Source organism: Mesorhizobium sp. M0772 (genome assembly GCF_040320135.1).
In the GTDB taxonomy this organism is placed as follows: domain Bacteria; phylum Pseudomonadota; class Alphaproteobacteria; order Rhizobiales; family Rhizobiaceae; genus Mesorhizobium.
This window is the reverse complement of the sequence record NZ_JAMYPB010000020.1, coordinates 81,326-100,314: the sequence shown is the minus strand read 5'-3', so window position 1 is coordinate 100,314 and position 18,989 is coordinate 81,326. Positions and strand designations below refer to the sequence as shown.

20 protein-coding genes and 1 tRNA gene are annotated in these 18,989 nt (G+C 62.3%); 11 read left to right on the top strand and 10 right to left on the bottom strand.

All coding sequences use genetic code 11. The features are described 5' to 3' along the window. Both NKI06_RS15930 and NKI06_RS15925 read left to right on the top strand, forming a co-directional pair. Positions 1 to 435: hypothetical protein (locus tag NKI06_RS15930; RefSeq protein WP_352986126.1), on the top strand; the 435-nt coding region annotated here is incomplete at its 5' end. A gap of 288 nt (positions 436 to 723) precedes the next feature. Continuing rightward, complete coding sequence (locus NKI06_RS15925) at positions 724 to 1,485, top strand: GNAT family N-acetyltransferase (RefSeq protein WP_352986124.1); 762 nt, start codon at positions 724 to 726, stop codon at positions 1,483 to 1,485. A 23-nt stretch (positions 1,486 to 1,508) separates the two neighbouring features. On the opposite strand, the gene NKI06_RS15920 is transcribed toward NKI06_RS15925, so the two are convergent. The 7 genes from NKI06_RS15920 to NKI06_RS15890 all read right to left on the bottom strand — a co-directional run bounded on the left by NKI06_RS15920 (position 1,509) and on the right by NKI06_RS15890 (position 9,025). After that, the gene (locus tag NKI06_RS15920) at positions 1,509 to 2,318 is read right to left on the bottom strand and encodes an MBL fold metallo-hydrolase (protein ID WP_352986122.1); all 810 of its coding nucleotides are present in this window, start codon (positions 2,316 to 2,318) and stop codon (positions 1,509 to 1,511) included. A gap of 3 nt (positions 2,319 to 2,321) precedes the next feature. Beyond that, complete coding sequence (locus NKI06_RS15915) at positions 2,322 to 3,110, bottom strand: TatD family hydrolase (RefSeq protein ID WP_352986119.1); 789 nt, start codon at positions 3,108 to 3,110, stop codon at positions 2,322 to 2,324. Then, entirely contained in the window at positions 3,110 to 4,660 is a 1,551-nt protein-coding gene (gene metG, locus NKI06_RS15910) for a methionine--tRNA ligase (RefSeq protein ID WP_352986117.1), read from the bottom strand. Before metG ends, NKI06_RS15915 begins: the two co-directional genes overlap by 1 nt. 91 nt (positions 4,661 to 4,751) lie before the next feature. Next, positions 4,752 to 5,807 (bottom strand): DNA polymerase III subunit delta', encoded by a 1,056-nt coding sequence (locus tag NKI06_RS15905; RefSeq protein ID WP_023730621.1) that lies wholly within the window; start codon positions 5,805 to 5,807, stop codon positions 4,752 to 4,754. Then, positions 5,804 to 6,478, bottom strand: a complete 675-nt coding sequence (gene tmk / locus NKI06_RS15900) for a dTMP kinase (protein ID WP_023668949.1) — start codon at positions 6,476 to 6,478, stop codon at positions 5,804 to 5,806. The genes NKI06_RS15905 and tmk overlap by 4 nt, the downstream gene beginning before the upstream one ends. Before the next feature lie 72 nt (positions 6,479 to 6,550). Continuing rightward, a complete protein-coding gene (locus NKI06_RS15895; RefSeq protein ID WP_352986116.1) occupies positions 6,551 to 7,717 on the bottom strand; it encodes a D-alanyl-D-alanine carboxypeptidase family protein in 1,167 nt (388 codons plus the stop codon). Positions 7,718 to 7,819: 102 nt separating this feature from the next. Further along, positions 7,820 to 9,025: a septal ring lytic transglycosylase RlpA family protein gene (locus tag NKI06_RS15890; protein ID WP_023701721.1), complete on the bottom strand. Its 1,206-nt coding sequence runs from the start codon at positions 9,023 to 9,025 to the stop codon at positions 7,820 to 7,822. Between the two features lie 295 nt (positions 9,026 to 9,320). Here NKI06_RS15890 and NKI06_RS15885 point away from each other — a divergent pair, with 295 nt between their 5' ends. Together NKI06_RS15885 and NKI06_RS15880 are read left to right on the top strand one after the other, a co-directional pair. Then, positions 9,321 to 9,800 (top strand): MgtC/SapB family protein, encoded by a 480-nt coding sequence (locus NKI06_RS15885; protein WP_027050850.1) that lies wholly within the window; start codon positions 9,321 to 9,323, stop codon positions 9,798 to 9,800. Positions 9,801 to 10,010: 210 nt separating this feature from the next. Continuing rightward, a tRNA-Ser gene (locus NKI06_RS15880) sits at positions 10,011 to 10,100 on the top strand. Between the two features lie 147 nt (positions 10,101 to 10,247). Here NKI06_RS15880 and NKI06_RS15875 read toward each other — a convergent pair. Next, a complete protein-coding gene (locus tag NKI06_RS15875; protein ID WP_023691300.1) occupies positions 10,248 to 10,409 on the bottom strand; it encodes a hypothetical protein in 162 nt (53 codons plus the stop codon). 186 nt (positions 10,410 to 10,595) lie between these two features. Between NKI06_RS15875 and NKI06_RS15870 the strand changes: the two genes are divergently transcribed. After that, complete coding sequence (locus NKI06_RS15870; protein ID WP_352670684.1) at positions 10,596 to 10,787, top strand: DUF3606 domain-containing protein; 192 nt, start codon at positions 10,596 to 10,598, stop codon at positions 10,785 to 10,787. 347 nt (positions 10,788 to 11,134) lie between these two features. Here the strand turns inward: NKI06_RS15870 and NKI06_RS15865 are convergent, their stop codons facing one another. Further along, positions 11,135 to 11,851, bottom strand: a complete 717-nt coding sequence (locus NKI06_RS15865; RefSeq protein WP_352986115.1) for a hypothetical protein — start codon at positions 11,849 to 11,851, stop codon at positions 11,135 to 11,137. 431 nt (positions 11,852 to 12,282) lie between these two features. On the opposite strand from NKI06_RS15865, the gene NKI06_RS15860 reads away from it, so the two are divergent. From NKI06_RS15860 to rimO, 6 genes are all read left to right on the top strand, one after another. Then, positions 12,283 to 12,672, top strand: a complete 390-nt coding sequence (locus NKI06_RS15860; RefSeq protein ID WP_023832183.1) for a sugar 3,4-ketoisomerase — start codon at positions 12,283 to 12,285, stop codon at positions 12,670 to 12,672. 43 nt (positions 12,673 to 12,715) lie between these two features. Next, a complete protein-coding gene (locus NKI06_RS15855; RefSeq protein WP_352986114.1) occupies positions 12,716 to 13,936 on the top strand; it encodes an FAD-dependent oxidoreductase in 1,221 nt (406 codons plus the stop codon). Continuing rightward, the gene (locus NKI06_RS15850; RefSeq protein WP_023691313.1) at positions 13,937 to 14,863 is read left to right on the top strand and encodes a glycosyltransferase family 2 protein; all 927 of its coding nucleotides are present in this window, start codon (positions 13,937 to 13,939) and stop codon (positions 14,861 to 14,863) included. A gap of 119 nt (positions 14,864 to 14,982) precedes the next feature. After that, positions 14,983 to 15,390 carry a DUF930 domain-containing protein gene (locus tag NKI06_RS15845; protein WP_032889884.1) on the top strand — a complete coding sequence of 136 codons (408 nt, stop codon included), beginning with the start codon at positions 14,983 to 14,985 and terminating at the stop codon, positions 15,388 to 15,390. A 262-nt stretch (positions 15,391 to 15,652) separates the two neighbouring features. Further along, entirely contained in the window at positions 15,653 to 16,312 is a 660-nt protein-coding gene (locus NKI06_RS15840; protein WP_023668959.1) for a TerC family protein, read from the top strand. Positions 16,313 to 16,451: 139 nt separating this feature from the next. Then, positions 16,452 to 17,765 carry a 30S ribosomal protein S12 methylthiotransferase RimO gene (gene rimO / locus NKI06_RS15835; RefSeq protein WP_023691314.1) on the top strand — a complete coding sequence of 438 codons (1,314 nt, stop codon included), beginning with the start codon at positions 16,452 to 16,454 and terminating at the stop codon, positions 17,763 to 17,765. 138 nt (positions 17,766 to 17,903) lie between these two features. On the opposite strand, the gene NKI06_RS15830 is transcribed toward rimO, so the two are convergent. Continuing rightward, entirely contained in the window at positions 17,904 to 18,971 is a 1,068-nt protein-coding gene (locus NKI06_RS15830; protein ID WP_352986112.1) for a BMP family ABC transporter substrate-binding protein, read from the bottom strand. Positions 18,972 to 18,989 lie beyond the last annotated feature (18 nt).

Genomic DNA, 18,989 nt, shown 5'->3' with positions numbered 1-18,989 from the left:
CCCGCCGACGGGGCGTGCCCATTCGCCACCGGGCGCGCCGCCCGACGGCGACCCGCCCCCCGCCTGGCCCATGGCCAGCCGACAGGGGCCCCTGGCCATGGCCAGATGACGTCGCCAAAATTCTCCTCGCGGGCAGGGTTCCTTGTCGGCCTCGGCATCACGCCCGTCGCCTTTTTCCTGGCGCTCTATTCGGCCGGAGCCGGGCATGGCGACTATGGGCTGGCGCGACTTCTCTATCCGGTCCCCATGCTGGCAACGCTGTTGACCAACACAACGATCACCGGCCTTTCCATCGGATTGGCTGCGCTGCAGTTTCCTGCCTATGGGGCATTTGTTGCGGGCGCCGGCGGCTCCAGATGGCTGGCCCTTGGCGTCTTCCATCTTGTTGCAATCGCAGCAGCCTTCAGCGGCCTCCTGGAAAGCTTCTCGGGATGACGCTCCTGTTCGTTTTCCTGGTGCCAGCCCGTCGAGCAGGAAGTCGAGGCCTTTGCGAAAGGCGCCATCCCTTGAGAAATGAAGACCACGCCAACTCATTTCGCCACTGCTTCGTCAACGTTCCTCCCGCCAAGCAATCAGAGCCGCCGGCCTGCATCTCAGTCAGCAGCCACATGTGAAAGTCGCATAAGATAGATTATGGAACTTATGCATCAGGCTGCAGCTGGGAAAGGACGCGGACTTTCATAGGGCTTGGCATGAGCCGTTGGCCAACGCTACGCTGTGTCGATGACGACAGGAAAGCGTGACATCGAAGCGGCGATCGAAGTGTTCGTGCACGGCTTCAGCACCGACAAGAGCCGCACCTTTCCATACGAAGCCAGCCGCGTCGGACCCTTGTGGCTGATGCGCGATGCCGAGCGCAAGAATGCACGCGACTACCGTGGCGAAGAATGGATCGTCCATGACGTCGCCGCCGAGGAAGCCGATGCCATCGTGCGGCAGCATGCGCGGCCGGGCTTTGCCGTTTCGGTCGTGATCGCGAATGATGGCCCGGACGAACCAACGCGAACGGCCTACAAGGCGCTCGGCTACCGGCTGCTGCGGACGGAAGGCTTTTTCGTCCAGTCGCTGCGCCAAATTCCAGACCCGCCAGCAATCGTCTCTATCGAACGCGTGAGGACGGCTGAACGCGCTGCACAACTGGGAAAGGTCATACGCAGGCGGCCACTTCCAGACGATCAACTCGGCGACAATGCGCCGTTTCGCCAGTATGTGGCGCTCGATGGCGACGCCATCGTCGGGCGTGTGCGCAGCATAGACGCCGTCGGCGCCACATGGTGCTCGGCAATGTTTGTCGAGCCTTCGCACCGGCGTCGAGGCATCGGCCAGGCGCTGATGGCCAAAATGCTGCATGACGACAAAGCGCATGGGTCGCGGTGCTCGATGCTGTTGGCGACGCGTGCAGGAGCGCTGCTTTATCCCCGCATGGGCTATGAGCGGATTGGAACGCTGCTGATCTTCGCGCCGAAGAACCGAACGTCCTTATAAACATCTGCTCGTATCATGCTGTCTCATAAAGGAATTTCGATCACCATGCCGTCATAGGCCGGAGTGACGTTGGCCGGCACCTCAGCCTTGACCGTGGCATAGTCGAGCGGCACGTGCATATGCGTCAGCACGGCCTGTTTCGGCGCCAGTTTTTCAATCCAGCCGAGCGCCTGACCGAGCGACAGATGGCTGGGATGGGTATGGTACTGCAAGGCATCGATGACCAGCATTTCCAGGCCGCGCAGCCGCTCGGCGGTGGTATTCGGGAAGTCGCTTATATCGGGGCAGTAGGCCAGCCCGCCGATGCGGAAGCCGAGCGAAATGATGTCGCCATGGATCTGCGGCAGCGGCTCGAGGGTGAGGGCACCGCCCTCGCCTTCGATCGTCACCGCCCTTGCGTGATCGATGATGTGCGGCCTGACGATCGGCGGATAGGAACTGCCAAGCGGCGTCTCGAAGCAATAGCCGAACGCTTCGCGCAGCCTGAGCATGGTCGGCTGGTCGGCATGGACATCGATCAAATGGCGCTGCTCCAGCACGTAGCCGCGCAGATCGTCGATGCCGTGGATGTGGTCGGCGTGCGGATGCGTATAGACGACGGCGTCGATGCGCCGGACCGCCGCCATCAGCATCTGCTCACGGAAATCAGGCCCGGTGTCGATGACGACCGTGGTTCTGGCGCCGTTGGCTGCTATCCGCTCGACGAGCGCGGCTGAGCGTGTACGCCGGTTTTTCGGATTGGCCGGGTCGCAATTGCCCCAATCGCCGGTGATGCGCGGCGTGCCAGGTGACGAGCCGCAGCCGAGGATGGTGAGGCGCAGCCGGTCGCTCATGCGTCAGAGCCCGGCGGGCCGCGGCATCTTGCCGAACAGCCGGAAGAAGTTCTCCGTCGTCAGCGTCGCGATCTCGGCTTCGCCAACGCCGACCGTCTCCGCCAGCACCTTGGCTGTATGCGCGATATAGGCCGGCTCGTTGCGTTTGCCGCGGAACGGCACCGGCGCCAGATACGGTGCGTCGGTCTCGACCAGCAGCCGGTAACGCGGCACATCGGCTGCGATGGCGCGTAAATCGGCGGAGTTCTTGAAGGTCAGTATGCCCGAGAAGGACACATAGCCACCAAGCGCCACGCCGACCTCTGCCAGCCGTCGCCCCGACGAAAAACAATGCAGGATGAAGGGGAAGGCGCCCTTCCCTGTTTCGTCTTCGAGGATGGCAGCCATGTCGTCATCGGCATCGCGCGAATGGATCACCAGCGGCAGCCCGGTCTCGCGCGCGGCTGCTATATGAGTGCGAAAACCCTGCGCCTGCGCATCGCGTGGCGCCTTGTCGTAAAAATAGTCGAGCCCGGCCTCGCCGATCGCCACCACCTTCGGGTGCGCGGACAGGCGCACAAGGTCCTCAGCCGTCACATCCAGCTCTTCGCCGGCATTGTGAGGATGGGTGCCGACCGAGCAATAGATTTCGTCGAAACTCTCGGCAATCTCAAGCACTTGCGCAAACCGCTTCACGCGTGTCGAGATGGTCACCATGTGACCTATACCGGCAGCCTTTGCGCGGGCGACGATGGCCGCCCGCTCCTCGGCGAAATCCGGAAAGTCGAGATGGCAATGGCTGTCGACGAGCATCAGGCGCTCGCCTCAGGCTTTTCGACGTAACGCGGAAACACGCCCTCCGGCGCGGGCAGCGCCGTGCCGGGCACCAGCGCATAGTCGGCATGGACATGCGCGAAGTCGCGCTTGTCCGCCGGCACCGCCAGCAGGTCCAGCAGCTTGCCGGCCGACCTCGGAATGTAGGGCTGGCACAGCAATGCCGCGCGCCGCACCAGTTCGGCGGTCGTCCACAGCACTGTTTCCATGCGCGCCGGATCGGTCTTCTTCAGCGCCCAGGGCGCCTGCGAGGCGAAGTAGCGATCCGCTTCCGCCACAACGCCGAAGATCGCCGCCAACGCGAGATGGATGCCCTGTTCCGCCATCGCCTGGCGCGCGGTACCCAGCGCTTCCACCGCCTGGTCGAGGATCGCGCTGTCGGCTTCGGTCAGCTCGCCGCGATGCGGCACCACGCCGCCGCAGTTCTTGGCGATCATCGACAGCGAGCGCTGCGCCAGATTGCCGAGACCGTTGGCGAGATCGGCATTGGTGCGGTTGACGATCGCGTCATGGCTGTAGCTGCCGTCCTGGCCGAATGGCACCTCGCGCAGGAAGAAATAGCGCACCTGGTCGAGGCCGTAATGCTCGACCATGGTGAAGGGGTCTACGACATTGCCGACCGACTTCGACATTTTCTCGCCGCGGTTGAACAGGAAGCCATGCGCGAAGACGCGGTTCGGCAGTTCGATGCCGGCCGACATCAGGAAAGCCGGCCAGTAGACAGCATGGAAGCGGACGATGTCCTTGCCGATGATGTGCGTGGCCGGCCAGTAGCGCCATTGCTCGGCCTTGGTGTCGGGATAGCCGGCAGCGGTGATGTAGTTGGTCAAGGCATCGACCCAGACATACATCACATGCTTGTCGTCGCCGGGCACCGGCACGCCCCAATTGAAGGTCGTGCGCGAGACCGAGATGTCCTTGAGGCCGGACCTGACGAAGCTCATCACCTCATTTCGGCGCTCGGCCGGACCGACGAAATCGGGCTGGCTTTCGTACAGCGCAAGCAATTTGTCCTGATAGGCGGAAAGCCTGAAGAAGTAGCTTTCCTCCTCATTCCATTCGACCGGCGAGCCAAGCGGCTCGCGGCGCACGCCGTCGTCGCCGAGCGTGGTTTCGCTCTCTTCGAAATAGGCTTCCTGGCGGACCGAATACCAGCCACTGTAGCGGTCGAGATAGATGTCGCCATTGGCCGCCATCGCCTTCCAGATCGCCTGGCACGACTCGTAGTGGCGTGGTTCCGTCGTGCGGATGTAATCATCATTCGAGCCGCCCAGGACCTCTGTCATCGAACGGAAGATCGCCGAGTTGCGGTCGGCAAGCGCGAGTGGCGTTATGCCTTCCTTCTCGGCCGTCTGCTGCATCTTGAGGCCATGTTCGTCGGTGCCGGTGAGGAAGAGCACGTCCTTGCCGTCCAGGCGCTGGAAGCGGGCCAGCGCGTCGGTCGCAATGACCGTATAGGCGTGGCCGATATGCGGCTTGCCGTTCGGATAGAAAATCGGTGTGGTGATGTAGAATGTGTCGCGTGACATGAATGAACCGTCATGAATGTCCGAATTGAGTGTGAGCGGTGGATATCGCATCGAGACGGCGATTGCCATCCCGACCCGAGGCCGGATCCGGTCACATTCGCATTGCGGAATTCAGTCGGTCGATCATGGTCAAGGCGTGCTGCTTCTTGTCGAGATTGTAGGTATCGGTCTCAGATATGGCGTTCAGCGCCTCGTGCCAAGTGTCGGACAGCGTTTTCGCCCGCGCGAGATCCCCGGCCAGCGCGGCTTCACTGGCGCCGGTGGAGAGCAGATCGAGCGCGCGGCGGTTGAAGATGTCGAACTGGATCGCCTGGTCGCGGCCGGCGACGGCCTCGGCAAGGCGATAGGCGCCGGCGATGTCGCTCTTGCCCGACGTGACCAGGGCGTCGAGCGTGCCGGCAATCTCCAGCCCGCCATATTGGGTCAGAAGGATCGCATTGCGGGCGCTGCCCCCTGCCCGTTCCGCTAGTGCCGCGCGCGCAGCAGGATCGGAAGGTGGCGGCGGCTCGACGGTCTCCAGAACACTCATCAGGCTGCCGGCATCGAGCGGCGTCAGCCGCACCATCTGGCAGCGCGAACGGATGGTCGGCAAAAGGCTGCCCGGCGCATGCACGATGAGGATGAACAGCGTGCGGCTCGGCGGCTCCTCGAGGTTCTTCAGCAAGGCATTGGCGGCGTTGGTGTTCATGTCGTCGGCCGGATCGACGATCACCACCCGGTAGCTGCCGTCATGCGAGGTCAGCGACAGGAAGCGGTTGACCTTGCGGATCTCGTCGACGGTGACGACGGTCTTGAAACTCTTGGTCTTGTCGTTCAGCGGCCGGGTCAGGTGCAGCACGCCGGGATGCGCCCCGGTGGCGATCTGGCGAAACAGCGGTGAGGCCGGATCGGGAACGGCAAACACATCCGGCGCCTGGTCGAAGGCCGGATGCTTCAACAGATGGTGCGCCAGGTGAAAGGCAAGCGTCGCCTTGCCGATGCCGACCGGCCCGGCAAAGATCAACGCATGCGGCAGTTTTCCCGAGCGATAGGCGGCAGCGAGCATCGCGGCCGCCTGCTCATGGCCGACCAGGCGCAGCGTCTCGGACGGCTCCGGTACACCGTCCAGTGTGTCGTGCTGCTCGGGAGCGATGCGTTCGAAGATCATGCGGGCGCCGCCTGTCGGTTGCGCGCGGGCGCCCTCGCCTCAAGTGCGGCGAACACCACCGCGGTGATGACATCCTCCACCGCAGCGGGAGGAGCCGACGCGTCGATCACGATGCAGCGGTCCGGCTCGGCGGCTGCGATCGCCAGGAAGGCGTCACGGCGGCGCTGGTGGATGTCCAGCGTCTCCTTTTCGAAGCGGTCCGGACCGTCCTCGGCGCCACGCCGCGCGGCGGCGCGCCGCAAGCCCTCGGCGGGGTCAATGTCAAGGATCAGCGTCATGTCCGGCATCATGCCGTTGATGGCGACCTCCTCCAGAGCTTCCATGAAAGCCGGATCGAGGCCGCCTGTGACGCCCTGATAGACGCGCGACGAATCCAGGAAACGGTCGCAAAGCACGATGGAGCCGCGCTCCACCGCCGGCCGGATGACCTGCTCGACATGGTCGGAGCGTGCGGCGGCAAACAGCAACGCCTCCATCTTCGGCCCGAAAGGCTCGGCGGCGCCGGACAGGAGCACGTGCCTGACCGCCTCGGCGCCGGGTGACCCCCCGGGTTCGCGGGTGAGGAGGACATCGTATTTCTTGGCGCGCATCTTCTGGGCCAGCCGCTCGATCTGCGTCGACTTGCCGGCGCCCTCGCCGCCTTCGAAGGTGATGAAAAATCCGCTTGCCAATCGAAAGGCCTTTGTCCTGCTTTGCGCTGGTGTCTTAGTCCGCGCCCGAGAAAAGGTCCACGCGGCAGGAACTCAACGCAGCCAGCCTACGGCCAGTTCCCTGGCGGCATCAAACGCTCGTTGCGGCAGTGTGCCGACGCCAACCGATTCGGCGGCGAAAAGCGGTGTTTCCTGGCTCAGCGTGTCGCCGATCCAGACGCGCAGCGCGCCGACGGGCTGTCCCTCCTCCACCGGCGCCGATACCGGCCCCTGATAGACGATCCTGGCGGTCAGCTTGTCGCGGTTGGCGATCGGCAGCAGGACGTCGATGGGCGCCTTTGCCTTCAGCGCTACGCTGGATTTGGCGCCGCCGAACACCTGGGCCTCGCCGACCACTTCGTTGCTGGCGAAAATCTCGGTCTTCTCGAAGGAGCGGACGCCCCATTCGAGCAGCTTGCGCGCTTCCTCTGCGCGCTCGCGGTCATTGGCCAATCCGCTCATCGCCGCGAACACCCTGGTCCCCTCATGGCTGACCGAGCCGACGATGCCGAAACCGCCCGCCTCGCTTGACCCGACCGCCATTCCGTCGGCGCCGATGCCCATGGCCAGCAACGGGTTGCGGTTCTTTTGCGAGATCTTGTTCCAGGTGAAATCGGGCCGGCCGTAATAGAGATAGAGATCCGGATATTCGCGCCATATATGCAGGCCAAGCTGCGCCAGTTCGCGCACCGTCGTCTGCTGGCCGTCGGCCGGCAGGCCGGTCGAATTGACGAATGTCGATTTCGCGAGCCCGATCTGGCGCGCGCGATCGTTCATCTGCGCCGCGAAATTCTCTTCCGAACCGGCCATGCCTTCGGCCAGCACCATGCAGCCGTCATTGGCGGCCTGTATGGTGACCCCCTGGATCAGATCCTCGACCCGGATCGCCGATTTGAGCTTGGCGAACATGGTCGACGTTCCCGACGGGGCGCCGCCCTTGCGCCAGGCATTCTCCGAGACCACGAAGGTGTCGTCGAGGCTCATGCGCTTCGACTTGATGGCGTTGAAGACCATCTCCATGGTCATCAGCTTGGCCATCGAGGCCGGCGGGATCGGTTGGTCGGCATCCTTGGAAAAGAGCACCGTGCCGGTTTCGGCATCGATCATGAAAGCCCGCGTCGCCTTGGTCTCGAAAAGCTGCGCGTTGGCCGGAACCAGCGCGGCAAGCAAGAAGCCAAGGCCAAAAAGCCCGGCAAAAGGGTGGAAAAGGCGAAATCGCATGAAGAGGCTCGACTGTTAGCCGGCAGAAACTTGCCGCAACGCTATCAGGCTTCTTCCCGGCGGATCAACCGCGCAATCACAAAACCGGCGTGCCTTTGTTGGTCAGTTGCGCACAGCCAGCGCGTCCGGCGCGCCATGCGACCATGCCGCGCGCAAGAGGTCGTCGACATTGCCATGGCCATCCGGATAGAGATTGACCGCGTACCAGTCATTGCCGTCGAGTTCGGTGCTCTGGATTTCGGTCCTGCCGAACGGTTCGAGAGCCGCAGCCACCCGCTTTGCCTCGGCAGCATCGTCGAAGGATCCGGCGGCGACATAGTCGGAAACGGCAGGCGATGCCTGCGGGTTGGATTTCTTCCACGATTGCAGGATGTCGGCTGGCGACATGCCCTGATCGTCAAGCGCTGCAAAGACGTCGGCGCGCTGTACGCGCTCATCCGCATAGGAGAGCGAAGCCACGGCAAAGGGCGATTCCGGGCGCTGAGGCACGATCGGCCCGAATTCAGGCAGCGTCACATCGCTTGAGGCCGGTGCCTGCATCGACATCACTGGCTGTGTGTCGGAATTCGTCAACTGACCAGGAAACGGCACTACGGCAGGGGGTGCGCCAACAGATAGGCTCGGCGAAGGTCCGTTCATCGCCACCATGACGCCGGTCGGCAAGCCATCGGACGGGTCCGGGCGGTTGCCCGGGCGGTAGGAGGCGACCAGATATTGGTCGTCGTCGCCGTCGAGCGGTGCGCGGCCAATATATTCCACCTTGACCCTGGCCGTGCCGACCTTGGCATAGTCGAGCATTTGCGCGGCGCGTTCCGAGACATCGATGATGCGTCCCTCGTGATAGGGGCCGCGGTCGTTGACGCGCACGATGACCGAGCTTCCGGTCTCGGTGTTGGTGACACGGGCGTAGCTTGGCAGCGGCATGGTCGGATGCGCCGCCGTCAGATGGGTCATGTCGTAGACTTCGCCATTGGCTGTGAGACGACCGTGGAAGGCATCGCCATACCAGGAGGCGAGACCGACCTTGGCGTAGCGCTTGTCTTCCTTGGGGTAATACCACTTGCCGCGCACCTGATAGGGCTTGCCCAACTGGTCGCGGCCGCCGCCGCGCCGCATGTACTGAACGCGCGGGCTGGCCTTCACACCGTATTCGGTCTCGGCAAAATATTCCTTCGAGCGAGGCTTCTTGTAGACCATGGCTTTCGGCTCGGACTGCGGCGACGCGCACGCGGCCAGCAACGCAGCCGAAAGAGCGCACAACACCAAAGCAGGAGCGCGACGAAGACGCCGATGCGTCGTGGTCTGCATGTTTTCCGATGTCCCCTACCGTCTCGACACAGGCGCCGCTTCTAGAATTTCGGCGGAGCCAGATGAGCAATGCCTGCGACGCGCCAATCCCCATCCCTTGTGCGCAGGAATTGTTTATCAGCGTATTAATCGATTGTGTCCGGAACCGGGCAGGATTGTGGCGGCCAGGTCCCGGGCTGGCCGGGCGCCTGTGAGGAGGCATCCGAGACCTCTGTCCTTTGGAGTCTGGAAGTGAACCTGTGGCATGAAGCGCGGCTGCCTGGAACCGACCGACCCGAGATACGTTCTGCGCCTCATGGATGAATTCATTGAACGTTTCGGGCAACAGACGTGGCTGCCCTTTTCCGTAATTTCAGCCAGGCTTTTGCTCGCGGCCGTCCTTGGCTCCATCGTTGGGATCGAACGCGAATGGCGTAACCGACCGGCCGGATTGAGGACACACATCCTGGTCTGTGTTGCGACGGCTCTAATTGCTATCCTCACGATCGAGATTACTCATCTTCACGTCTTCGATGGTCAGGAAATCGCCATTGATCCTATCCGCTTGATCGAAGCCACGACTGCCGGCGTGGCATTTCTGGCCGCGGGCTTGATCTTCTTCTCCAAGGGCGAGGTTCAAGGGCTTACCACTGGGGCGGGCATGTGGCTGGCAGGCGCCATAGGCCTGGCGGTTGGGCTCGGGTTCTGGCAGATCGCGGCTTTAGCTACCTTGCTCGCACTTGTCGTGCTGGGTCTTCTGCAACTTGTGCAGGTCGGCAGCAAGGATCGCAATTAGATCCCGGCTCCTTCGAAAACGGGTTCGCAGCTCCGTTCGGGTAACGAACGCCACCCCCTATTATCCATGGCAGCGCCGATGGTTGACTTGGCGATGGGCAACGCTCTAGAGAAATGAACCGCAAGCTGGTCCGGAAGGATAGGTATCATTCGATACCAACTGTCGTTCACTGGGTCGGTTGATGTTCCTAGATGATTGAAAAGTCACGTTGGAGGGATGGCCGAGCGGTTTAAGGCACCGGTCTTGAAAACCGGCGTGGGTGCAAGCCCACCGTGGGTTCGAATCCCACTCCCTCCGCCAGATATTTGGCTACCGTGCTGAATTGCCTCTGTATTTTCAAAGAGGGCCAAATCTTTCCTAAGTTATTCCTATCTTCCTAAAACGAAGAAGCCTGCCACCGCGAGGCAGCGGGCAAGCGTGAGCGCAAACGTTGCGCCAGCCTCAGGATCAACGTTCGTCCTGGCGGTAGAGCCGTTTGGTCGCGCGGTCGCTTTCCATGCGTTCTGCAGGACCACGGTGGCGTCGGGTCATAAGAACGTATGCCATCAATAGGGCCAGCAACAGTGGCCCACCAGCAACGACGATCAACCACATCACACTTTCAAACATGAGGCATCTCCTTCACGTCACAACCGTCAAGGAGAAGAACCGTTCCGTTCAAAGTTACAGCAACACCAGCACCTCCTGCGACTGAGGGCCGTTTTCCCATGTGACCGTTTCGGAAATCCGGGCTCCGCTGCAACAAAAGGCTGCGGCTGCACGTTGCGGTTGATCATTCAACCAGGAGCAAAGCAAATGGCCGACGACAAAACGAAGACGGACTTCCGCGATCGGGACCGCGTCTCTGCCGATGAGGATTATGAAGTCGAGTATTTCGCCACCAAGGCCGGCATCACCCCGCAGCAGGTCAAGGGATTGATCGCGAAGCACGGCAACCGACGCGAGACGCTGGAGCGGGAAGCGAAGGCTCTGGGGAGCGGTAGGTAGGCCGGCATGCCAGAGTACCAGGTGGAAGAGTGGCATGGAGAGGAGTGTGTCTCAACTCAGGCCACGAGCGCCGATGATCCGTTATCTGCGGTAGAGAAGGTCACGGGCCAAAGGGTGTCGCCTAGAGCGCTTCAGGAGCATTGGTTTCGTGTGGTCGATGAAGATGCGCGAAGCACGCATGAATTCAGCCTTGAGGACGGCGGCCCGGCTGGAGATTTCGCAAAATAGCCATGACCAGAATCTCGGACCTGCATTGGGACCAACGCTGCAGATAGGCGAGAAAGGTGCAGCCGCCGGGCGGACCCGACGGCTTATCGTCGATTGGATCGCTGCCGCCGCATGGGGCCTTAAGGCGCGGCCGGCGCCAGCTTGGCGGCTACTTGGTCGATCTTGTCGGCAAGTACGCTATTGGCCCAATCTGTCACCTCAGGGTCAACGGGCTTGTTGGCCATTTGGGCAAGGGCTGCATCGATCGATGGGACGTTGGCAGCGGCAGCTGTGGCGGCGGTCTGAGCAGCGGCCGCATCCTGGGTGGCGTCATCGAGCGCTGCCTGTGCTGCATCGAGGTCGGCCTGCGTCGGGACATCTTCGGGCGGGGTATTCGGGTCAGCCGCTTTCGCATTCAGCGCGTCGAGCGCCGCTTTGGCGTCGGCAACCGCCTGATTAGCGGCATCGAGCGCCGATTGAGCGTTCTTGGCTATTGCCGACTGTGTCACAAAAGCCTGCACGCCAGCGAAGTTCTTGCTCTTGGAGTGCATAAGGGCGTTGGCGTTGCGCTGCAGTGAGTTCAATCGGCCCAGCTTGGCATGGATATTCTTTTCCTTAGACACTGAACCGGTAGCGGCCTTGGCGACCTGGCCCTTGGCGGATGCCGACTTGCCGAGCGAACCGCCGCCTCCGCCATTGCCGCCAGCATTACCGTTTCCTCCGCTATTGCCATTGCCGTTACCGTTACCGTTGCCATGGCCGTTACCATGGCCGTTGCCACCAGCAGCAGCCAGGGCCGGCGACACCAGAAGCGAGAACACCGCAAATGCAGCAAAAAGGGTCTTTCGGGATGTCATAACTACCTCCGAGATTGCCACCGCCACTAACCGCTATAGCGGGCAACATGAGGAATCGCTAACACAAAGGGTAAACTTGGATATAGCTGTGCTTTCATTGCGAGAACGAAGCGGCCGGCCGGCGAAACGCCAACCAGCATAACTCTTTGAAATTGCTGAAGTAGATCACCCTCGTTGGGACCGGCCGGCCTTCCGAACTCAAAGGTCCTAGACCGCTCGGACCAAGGTCTTAAGCCGTGGTTTCGGCCGCGACTCAGAAGTCGTGACGGCGCGGCGACCTTCGGTAGTCGGCACCGTATCGGCCTGAGGCCGAGCTCGACATCGATCCGCTGCTGTGTCCCAAAACACCGCCTAAGTGGTTGTATTCTCTGTCTTTTGATATAAGCGCTAGTCTGAGGTAAATTTCGACCGGCATCTGGCGGGCTTACGTTATGCAGCATCGAACGTTCTTTGGCGGCAAGGTCACCGAGATCCCCACTTCGTTACATTGCGATCCCAGGGGAATGCTGACCGCTATCGAGTTCAGCGGTTACAATTTCCAAGCCGTGCGGGCGTTCGTCGTCACCGCGCCGCGCGGCACGTCGCGGGGCGGACATGCACACGGCTCGGGCCGGCAATTGATGATGCAGCTGTCGGGCCAGATCGGCATCGAATTTCGCTATCAGGAACAGATCGAACGGCTGACGCTCACCGCATCGAACCGCGCGGTGCTGGTCGATGCCCCGGTGTGGGCGCTGCAGACCTATGAAGGCGAGAACCCGTCTTTGCTGGTTTTCTGCGATACCGAATACGACCCTGAAAACTACGTATCGAACCCCTGATGACACTCATCGGGAAAGGAGAGGCCGCGATGCGCGCCAGGACATGACAGCGCCTCGCGGCAGAATGGCTATTCTCGGCGCCGGCATCATGGGCGCCAGCCTCGCTCTCATGATGGCCCGCAGAGGCTACGCGGTGTCCCTCTTCGACAAGGAGAGCGAGCCGATGGCCTGCGCCAGCCGTTGGAACGAGGGCAAGATTCATCTCGGCTATCTCTACGGGAACGATCCCTCGCTGCTGACCGCCCGGCATCTGCTTTCGGGAGGACTGTGTTTCGGCAGGCTTGTTTCCGAGCTGATCGGAAGCAATCTGGAAGCGCACACGACCCTTTCGGAAGACCTTTATCTGATCCATCGCAACTCGATCGTCGCTGCCGAGGCGCTGGGGGCGATCTTTGAACGTGTGGATGTATTGGTGCGCAGCCACGCTGACGCCACGAGCTACCTTGCCGACGTATCGGCGGCGCGGTCGAAACGGCTTTCCAGAACTGAATTGGCCGATGTCACCAACTCGGACCAGATCGTCGGCGGCTTCCAGGTGCCGGAGCGATCCGTCAACACGCGATGGGTTGCCGACCGGCTTTGCGCGGCGCTTCGGGGTGAACCCAATATCAGCTTGCGGATGGCGTCCAAAGTCCTGTCGGCACAGCCGGTGGACGGAATTGACGGGAAATGGCGCGTGGCGGTCGCAGGCAAGAAAAGTGAGGCGTTCGACATCGTCGTCAATTGCCTTTGGGAGGGGCGGCTGGCTGTCGACCGCACGGCCGGCATCGAGCCGGTTCACGGATGGTCGCACCGCTACAGGCTTTGCCTGTTCGGCCGCACCAGGCAGCCTGTCAATGTGCCATGCGCGGTCGTCGCCCTTGGCCCGTTCGGCGACATAAAAAACTATGACGGGCGCAACTTCTATCTCTCCTGGTACCCGAGCGGGTTGCTTGCGGAGAGTGGCGAATTGTCGATCGAAACGCCGCAAGCGCTCGATGCCGACGCACGACAGCGGTTCATCGGCGACGTTCGCGCCACGCTCGCCCGGTTGGTGCCCAGTGTTTCCAGCATGTTCGACGATGCCGAGGAGCTTGAGGTACGCGGCGGCTTCGTGTTTGCGCAAGGGCGTGGTTCGCTCAGCGACCCGAAAGCCACAATCCATCGCCGCGACCAATTCGGGGTCAACCGCCTGGGCAACTACATCTCGGTCGACACAGGTAAATATTCGACGGCGCCGTGGCTTGCCGACAGGCTGGCGCGGCAAATCTGCGGGATCGAGTGAATGGGTGAGACAGAACAGGGCGGCGCGAAGCAGGTAGCGCAGAAACAAGTCCAGCTTCGATCCGGCTGGCGGCCGAAGGTCACGGCGCTGGTGCCATGCTACAATTCGGCGGCATTCATTTCGCGTACGCTGGACAGCCTCGCCGCGCAGACCTGGGACAATATCGAGATCCTGGTCGGGGAGGACAATTCGACCGACGCGACATTCGAGATCGTTTCAGCCTTCGCCGGCGGCCGCGACGATGTCCGTATCCTCCGCCGGGACAAAAACCTGGGATGGCTGAAGAACTCCAACGATCTGATGGCCAATGCCAGCGGCGAATTGATGTTCTTTGCCTTCCATGACGACGTCATCGATCCAACCTATATCGAGGCGCTGGTGCGGGCGCTCGATGCCAATCCCGCGGCCGTACTGTCGTTCAGCGACGTCGAAGTGATCGAAGTCAGCGGCGAAAGTGCCACGTGGAAGTTCGACCTGCTGGAGGGCTTGCAGGACGGTTTTGCGCGTGGCCGGGCGATGGCGCGCCAGCCGCATGGATGGTGGGTTCCCAATCGTGGGATATTCAGGGCCTGGGCGTTCCACCGTAGCGGCGGGATCAAGCCCAACAGCCAAGGCGAATTCAGCGCCGACTGGACCTGGCTTCTGCATCTGTCGCTGCTCGGCGGCTTTGTCCGCGTGCCGCAAGTGCTCTGCCACAAATACTACCGGGCGGGCAGCATCAGCCGGCGCTGGGACCGCAACAGCACCCAACGAAGGGCCTTGCGGGCGGCGGGGATAAGGGAGGTCTGGCACAGCGAGGCCGGCCTTGCACAAAGAGCCTTCCTCGCTGTCTATATCGCCTTGCGGCCGTGGCGGTGGGTGCCGCGATCGCGAGAAGCGCAAAGACGGCGAAACAGGCAATCGGTGCATGGCAGCCCGGACAAATAAGAATGGCGCCGGCGACGTATCAAAGCGGCTGCGTCAAAACACCCTGCCCGGCCAACGGCGATTTCCGCGCATATCCGGCTGCCCCAAAATGGCACTCCGGTTGATTTTTCACGCGAGTTATGGTCGTTCTCCCGCCCATGAAAAAACTATTCCTTGCGGCGCTGGCCTCGGTGACGCTGGCCTGGCCCGCCCACGCGATGGACGCCGCCCTGCGCGCCGGCCTGCTGAAACTCGACCCGGAGACCCGGCTGGAGCAGAGATGCGACGCCGAAGTGCTCGACCGCATCAGCCATGACGACCACAAGTACAAGGCAGACCGCGTCGTCGCCTACGCCTTCGCGACGCCGGAAATGAAGGCCGATGCCATCCGCAGCCCGGGCGCTGCCTTCCGCAGCAAGGGGCAGTGGTACCGGCTGAAGTTCAAATGCGAGACGGCGCCTGACCATATGGAGGTCCTGCAGTTCCGTTACCGCATCGGCGACGAGATTCCGGAAGCCGACTGGGCGAAGTACAATCTCTACGACTGAATTCGCTGCGACCAGAATTCTCTCTGGCAGAACGACCTTCCCTATTCCCGTGGCTTTCAGCGTCGGCCGTTAGAGCGGTTCAGCTTTTTACAGAGCAGCTGACCCACTCTAACTCTTTGTTTTTGCATGATTCCGGACGGAAAACCGCTACGCACTTTTCCTGGAATTGCGCCGGCAGTCTCTTGACGCGCGGGAACCATACACGTTAGGGCGTCGGCATATCCGACGACGAACACGCCGATACAGCAAGGGGCTCCGGTCGATGGACATTTTCAGCGCTGCAAGCATGACGGCCCTCCTCCAGGTCATCGCCATCGATCTGGTGCTTGCCGGCGACAATGCCATCGTCATCGGCCTTGCCGCCGCCGGCCTGCCGGTCGAGCAGCGCAAGAAAGCCATCCTGATCGGCGTGTTGGCGGCGACTGTGCTGCGCATCCTGTTTGCCGCCGTCACCGTCAAGCTTCTTGCCATTGTCGGCCTGCTGCTGGCCGGCGGCATCCTTTTGTTGTGGGTGTGCTGGAAGATGTGGCGCGAGCTGCGGACGTCGCATGCCGACGAGTTCGAGGCGACCGAGGCGCTCTCCGATTCCGACCTCAACAGCGACAGAACGGTAGGTGGCAAGGCGCCGCGCAAGACGCTCGGCCAGGCGGCCCTGCAGATCGTCGTCGCCGATGTTTCGATGTCGCTGGACAATGTGCTGGCGGTCGCCGGTGCGGCGCGCGATCATTTTCCGGTGCTTGTCATAGGCCTGGTGCTGTCGATCGCCTTGATGGGCTTGGCCGCGAGCTTCATTGCCAAGCTGCTGCACCGCCACCGCTGGATCGCTTATGTCGGCCTGCTGATCATTCTCTACGTCGCGATCGATATGGTCTATCGCGGCGTTGTCGAGGTCTGGCCGCATGTCAGTCCTGTGGTGAGCTGACTCTGCCGGTCCTACAGCTTCTGTATACTACGGGTATCTGCCGGAGGCAGTGGTCGCGTTCGCCGCAGCCGCTGCCCATACCAATGCCGCAATAAGTGTGGTACTGGCCGCCGATCCCGAAAAACCCGGAATGTTTCTCATGTCTGCGCCTCGCGTCAGTTTCGTCAGCCTTGGATGCCCGAAGGCGCTTGTGGATTCCGAGCGCATCATCACGCGCCTGCGCGCCGAAGGCTATGAGATCGCGCGCAAGCATGACGGCGCGGACCTTGTCGTCGTCAACACCTGCGGCTTTCTCGATTCGGCCCGCGACGAATCGCTCAACGCCATTGGTTCGGCGCTTTCGGAAAACGGCCGGGTGATCGTCACCGGCTGCCTCGGCGCCGAGCCGGACGTCATCCGAGAGAAGCACCCCAACGTCCTCGCCATCACCGGCCCGCAGGCCTATGAGAGCGTGATGGCCGCGGTGCATGAGGCGGCGCCGCCCAGCCACGATCCCTATATCGACCTTCTGCCGCCGCAAGGCGTCAAGCTGACGCCGCGCCACTACGCCTATCTCAAGATTTCCGAAGGCTGCAACAACCGCTGCACCTTCTGCATCATTCCCGCACTGCGCGGCGACCTCGTCTCGCGCCCGGCGGCCGATGTGCTGCGCGAGGCCGAGAAGCTGGCCAAGGCCGGGGTCAAGGAATTGCTGGTCATCTCGCAGGACACCAGCGCCTACGGCATCGACATCAAGTACCAGACGTCGATGTTCGGCGACCGCGAAGTGCGGGCGAAATTCCTCGACCTGTCGGAGGAGCTGGGCAAGCTCGGCATCTGGGTACGCATGCACTATGTCTACCCCTACCCGCATGTCGCCGATGTCATCCCGCTGATGGCGGATGGAAAAATCCTTCCCTATCTGGACATCCCCTTCCAGCACGCCTCGCCGCAGGTGCTGAAGAACATGCGCCGTCCAGCCCATGGCGAAAAGACGCTGGAGCGCATTCGCGGCTGGCGCGAGGTGTGCCCGGATCTGGCGATACGCTCGACCTTCATCGTCGGTTTCCCCGGCGAGACCGACGAGGATTTCGAGATGCTGCTCGACTGGCTGGACGAGGCCAGGATCGATCGCGCCGGCTGCTTTAAATACGAGCCGGTCCGCGGCGCCCGCTCCAACGATCTCGGCCTCGAACAGGTGCCGCAGGAGATCAAGGAAGCGCGCTGGCATCGCTTCATGCAGCGCCAGCAGAAGATCTCGGCGACGCAGCTGGCTAAGAAGGTCGGCAAGCGCCTGCCGGTGCTGATCGACGAGGCGCATGGCACGTCTGCCAAGGGCCGGACAAAATACGACGCGCCCGAGATCGACGGTTCGGTGCATATCCAGTCGCGCCGTCCGCTGCGCCAAGGCGACATCGTCACGGTCAAGATCGACCGCGCCGACGCCTACGACCTTTACGGCTCGGCGGTTTAGAAAATTACCAAAAAGGGCGCCTCCCGGCGCCCTCGGATTTTTGGCACAGCCCTCGGCGCGGTTTCGCGGTCGAAGCGTGCAGTCCGCGAAATGAAAAGGGGCGCCGCGCGGCGCCCCTTCTCTTTTGCGTTCCGATACTTACTGCGGCAACTTGTCGTCGACGCCCTTCACATAGAAGTTCATGCCGAGCAGCGTGCCGTCGTCGGCGACTTCGCCGTCCTTGAGCCACGGCGTGCCGTCCTGCTTGGCGACCGGTCCGGTGAAGGGGTTCCAGCCATCTGCGATTTTCTTGGCGGTTGCCTCGGCCATCGCCTTCACATCGTCCGGCATGTTGGTGAAGGGCGCCAGCTTGACGGCGCCGTCCTTGATGCCGAGCCAGACATTGTCCGGCTTCCAGGTGCCGTCGAGCGCCGCCTGGACGCGGCTGATGTAGTACGGCCCCCATTCGTCCGTCAGCGAGGTCAGCTGCGCGTTCGGCGCGAACTTGATCATGTCGGAGGACTGGCCGAAGCCGTGCAGCTTGCGCTCTTCCGCCACCTGCAAGGCAGCGGTGGAATCGGTGTGCTGAACGATGATGTCGGCGCCCTGGTCGAACAGTGCCTTGGCCGCGTCAGCTTCCTTGCCCGGATCGAACCAGGAGTTCACCCAGACGATCTTGGCCTTGAAGTTCGGGTTGACCGACTGCGCGCCGAGCATGAAGGAGTTGATACCCATCACCACTTCGGGGATCGGGAAGGAAACGATATAGCCGGCGACCCCTGCCTTCGATTCCTTGGCGGCGATCTGGCCGAGCACATAGCGGCCTTCATAGAAGCGCGCATTGTAGATGCCGAGATTGTCAGCGGTCTTGTAGCCGGTGGCGTGCTCGAACATCACTTTGGGGAACTTCTTGGCGACCTTCACTTCCGGGTCCATGAAGCCGAAAGAGGTGCCGAAGATGATCTTGCAGCCTTCGCGCGCCAGACGCTCGAAAGCGCGGTCGGCATCGGGACCTTCCGAGACGTTCTCGAGATAGGCGGTTTCGACCTTGTCGCCGAGCGCCTTTTCCACCTCGAGGCGGCCCTGGTCGTGCTGGTAGGAATAGCCGAAGTCGCCGATCGGGCCGGTGTAGACCCAGCATGCCTTCAACTTGTCGGCGGCCTGGGCCGACGCCCCCCGGGCCAAGGGGGCGGGGGGGGGGCCAAACGCCAAAAGGAGGTTTTTCATTGTGTTACCTCTCTGAGT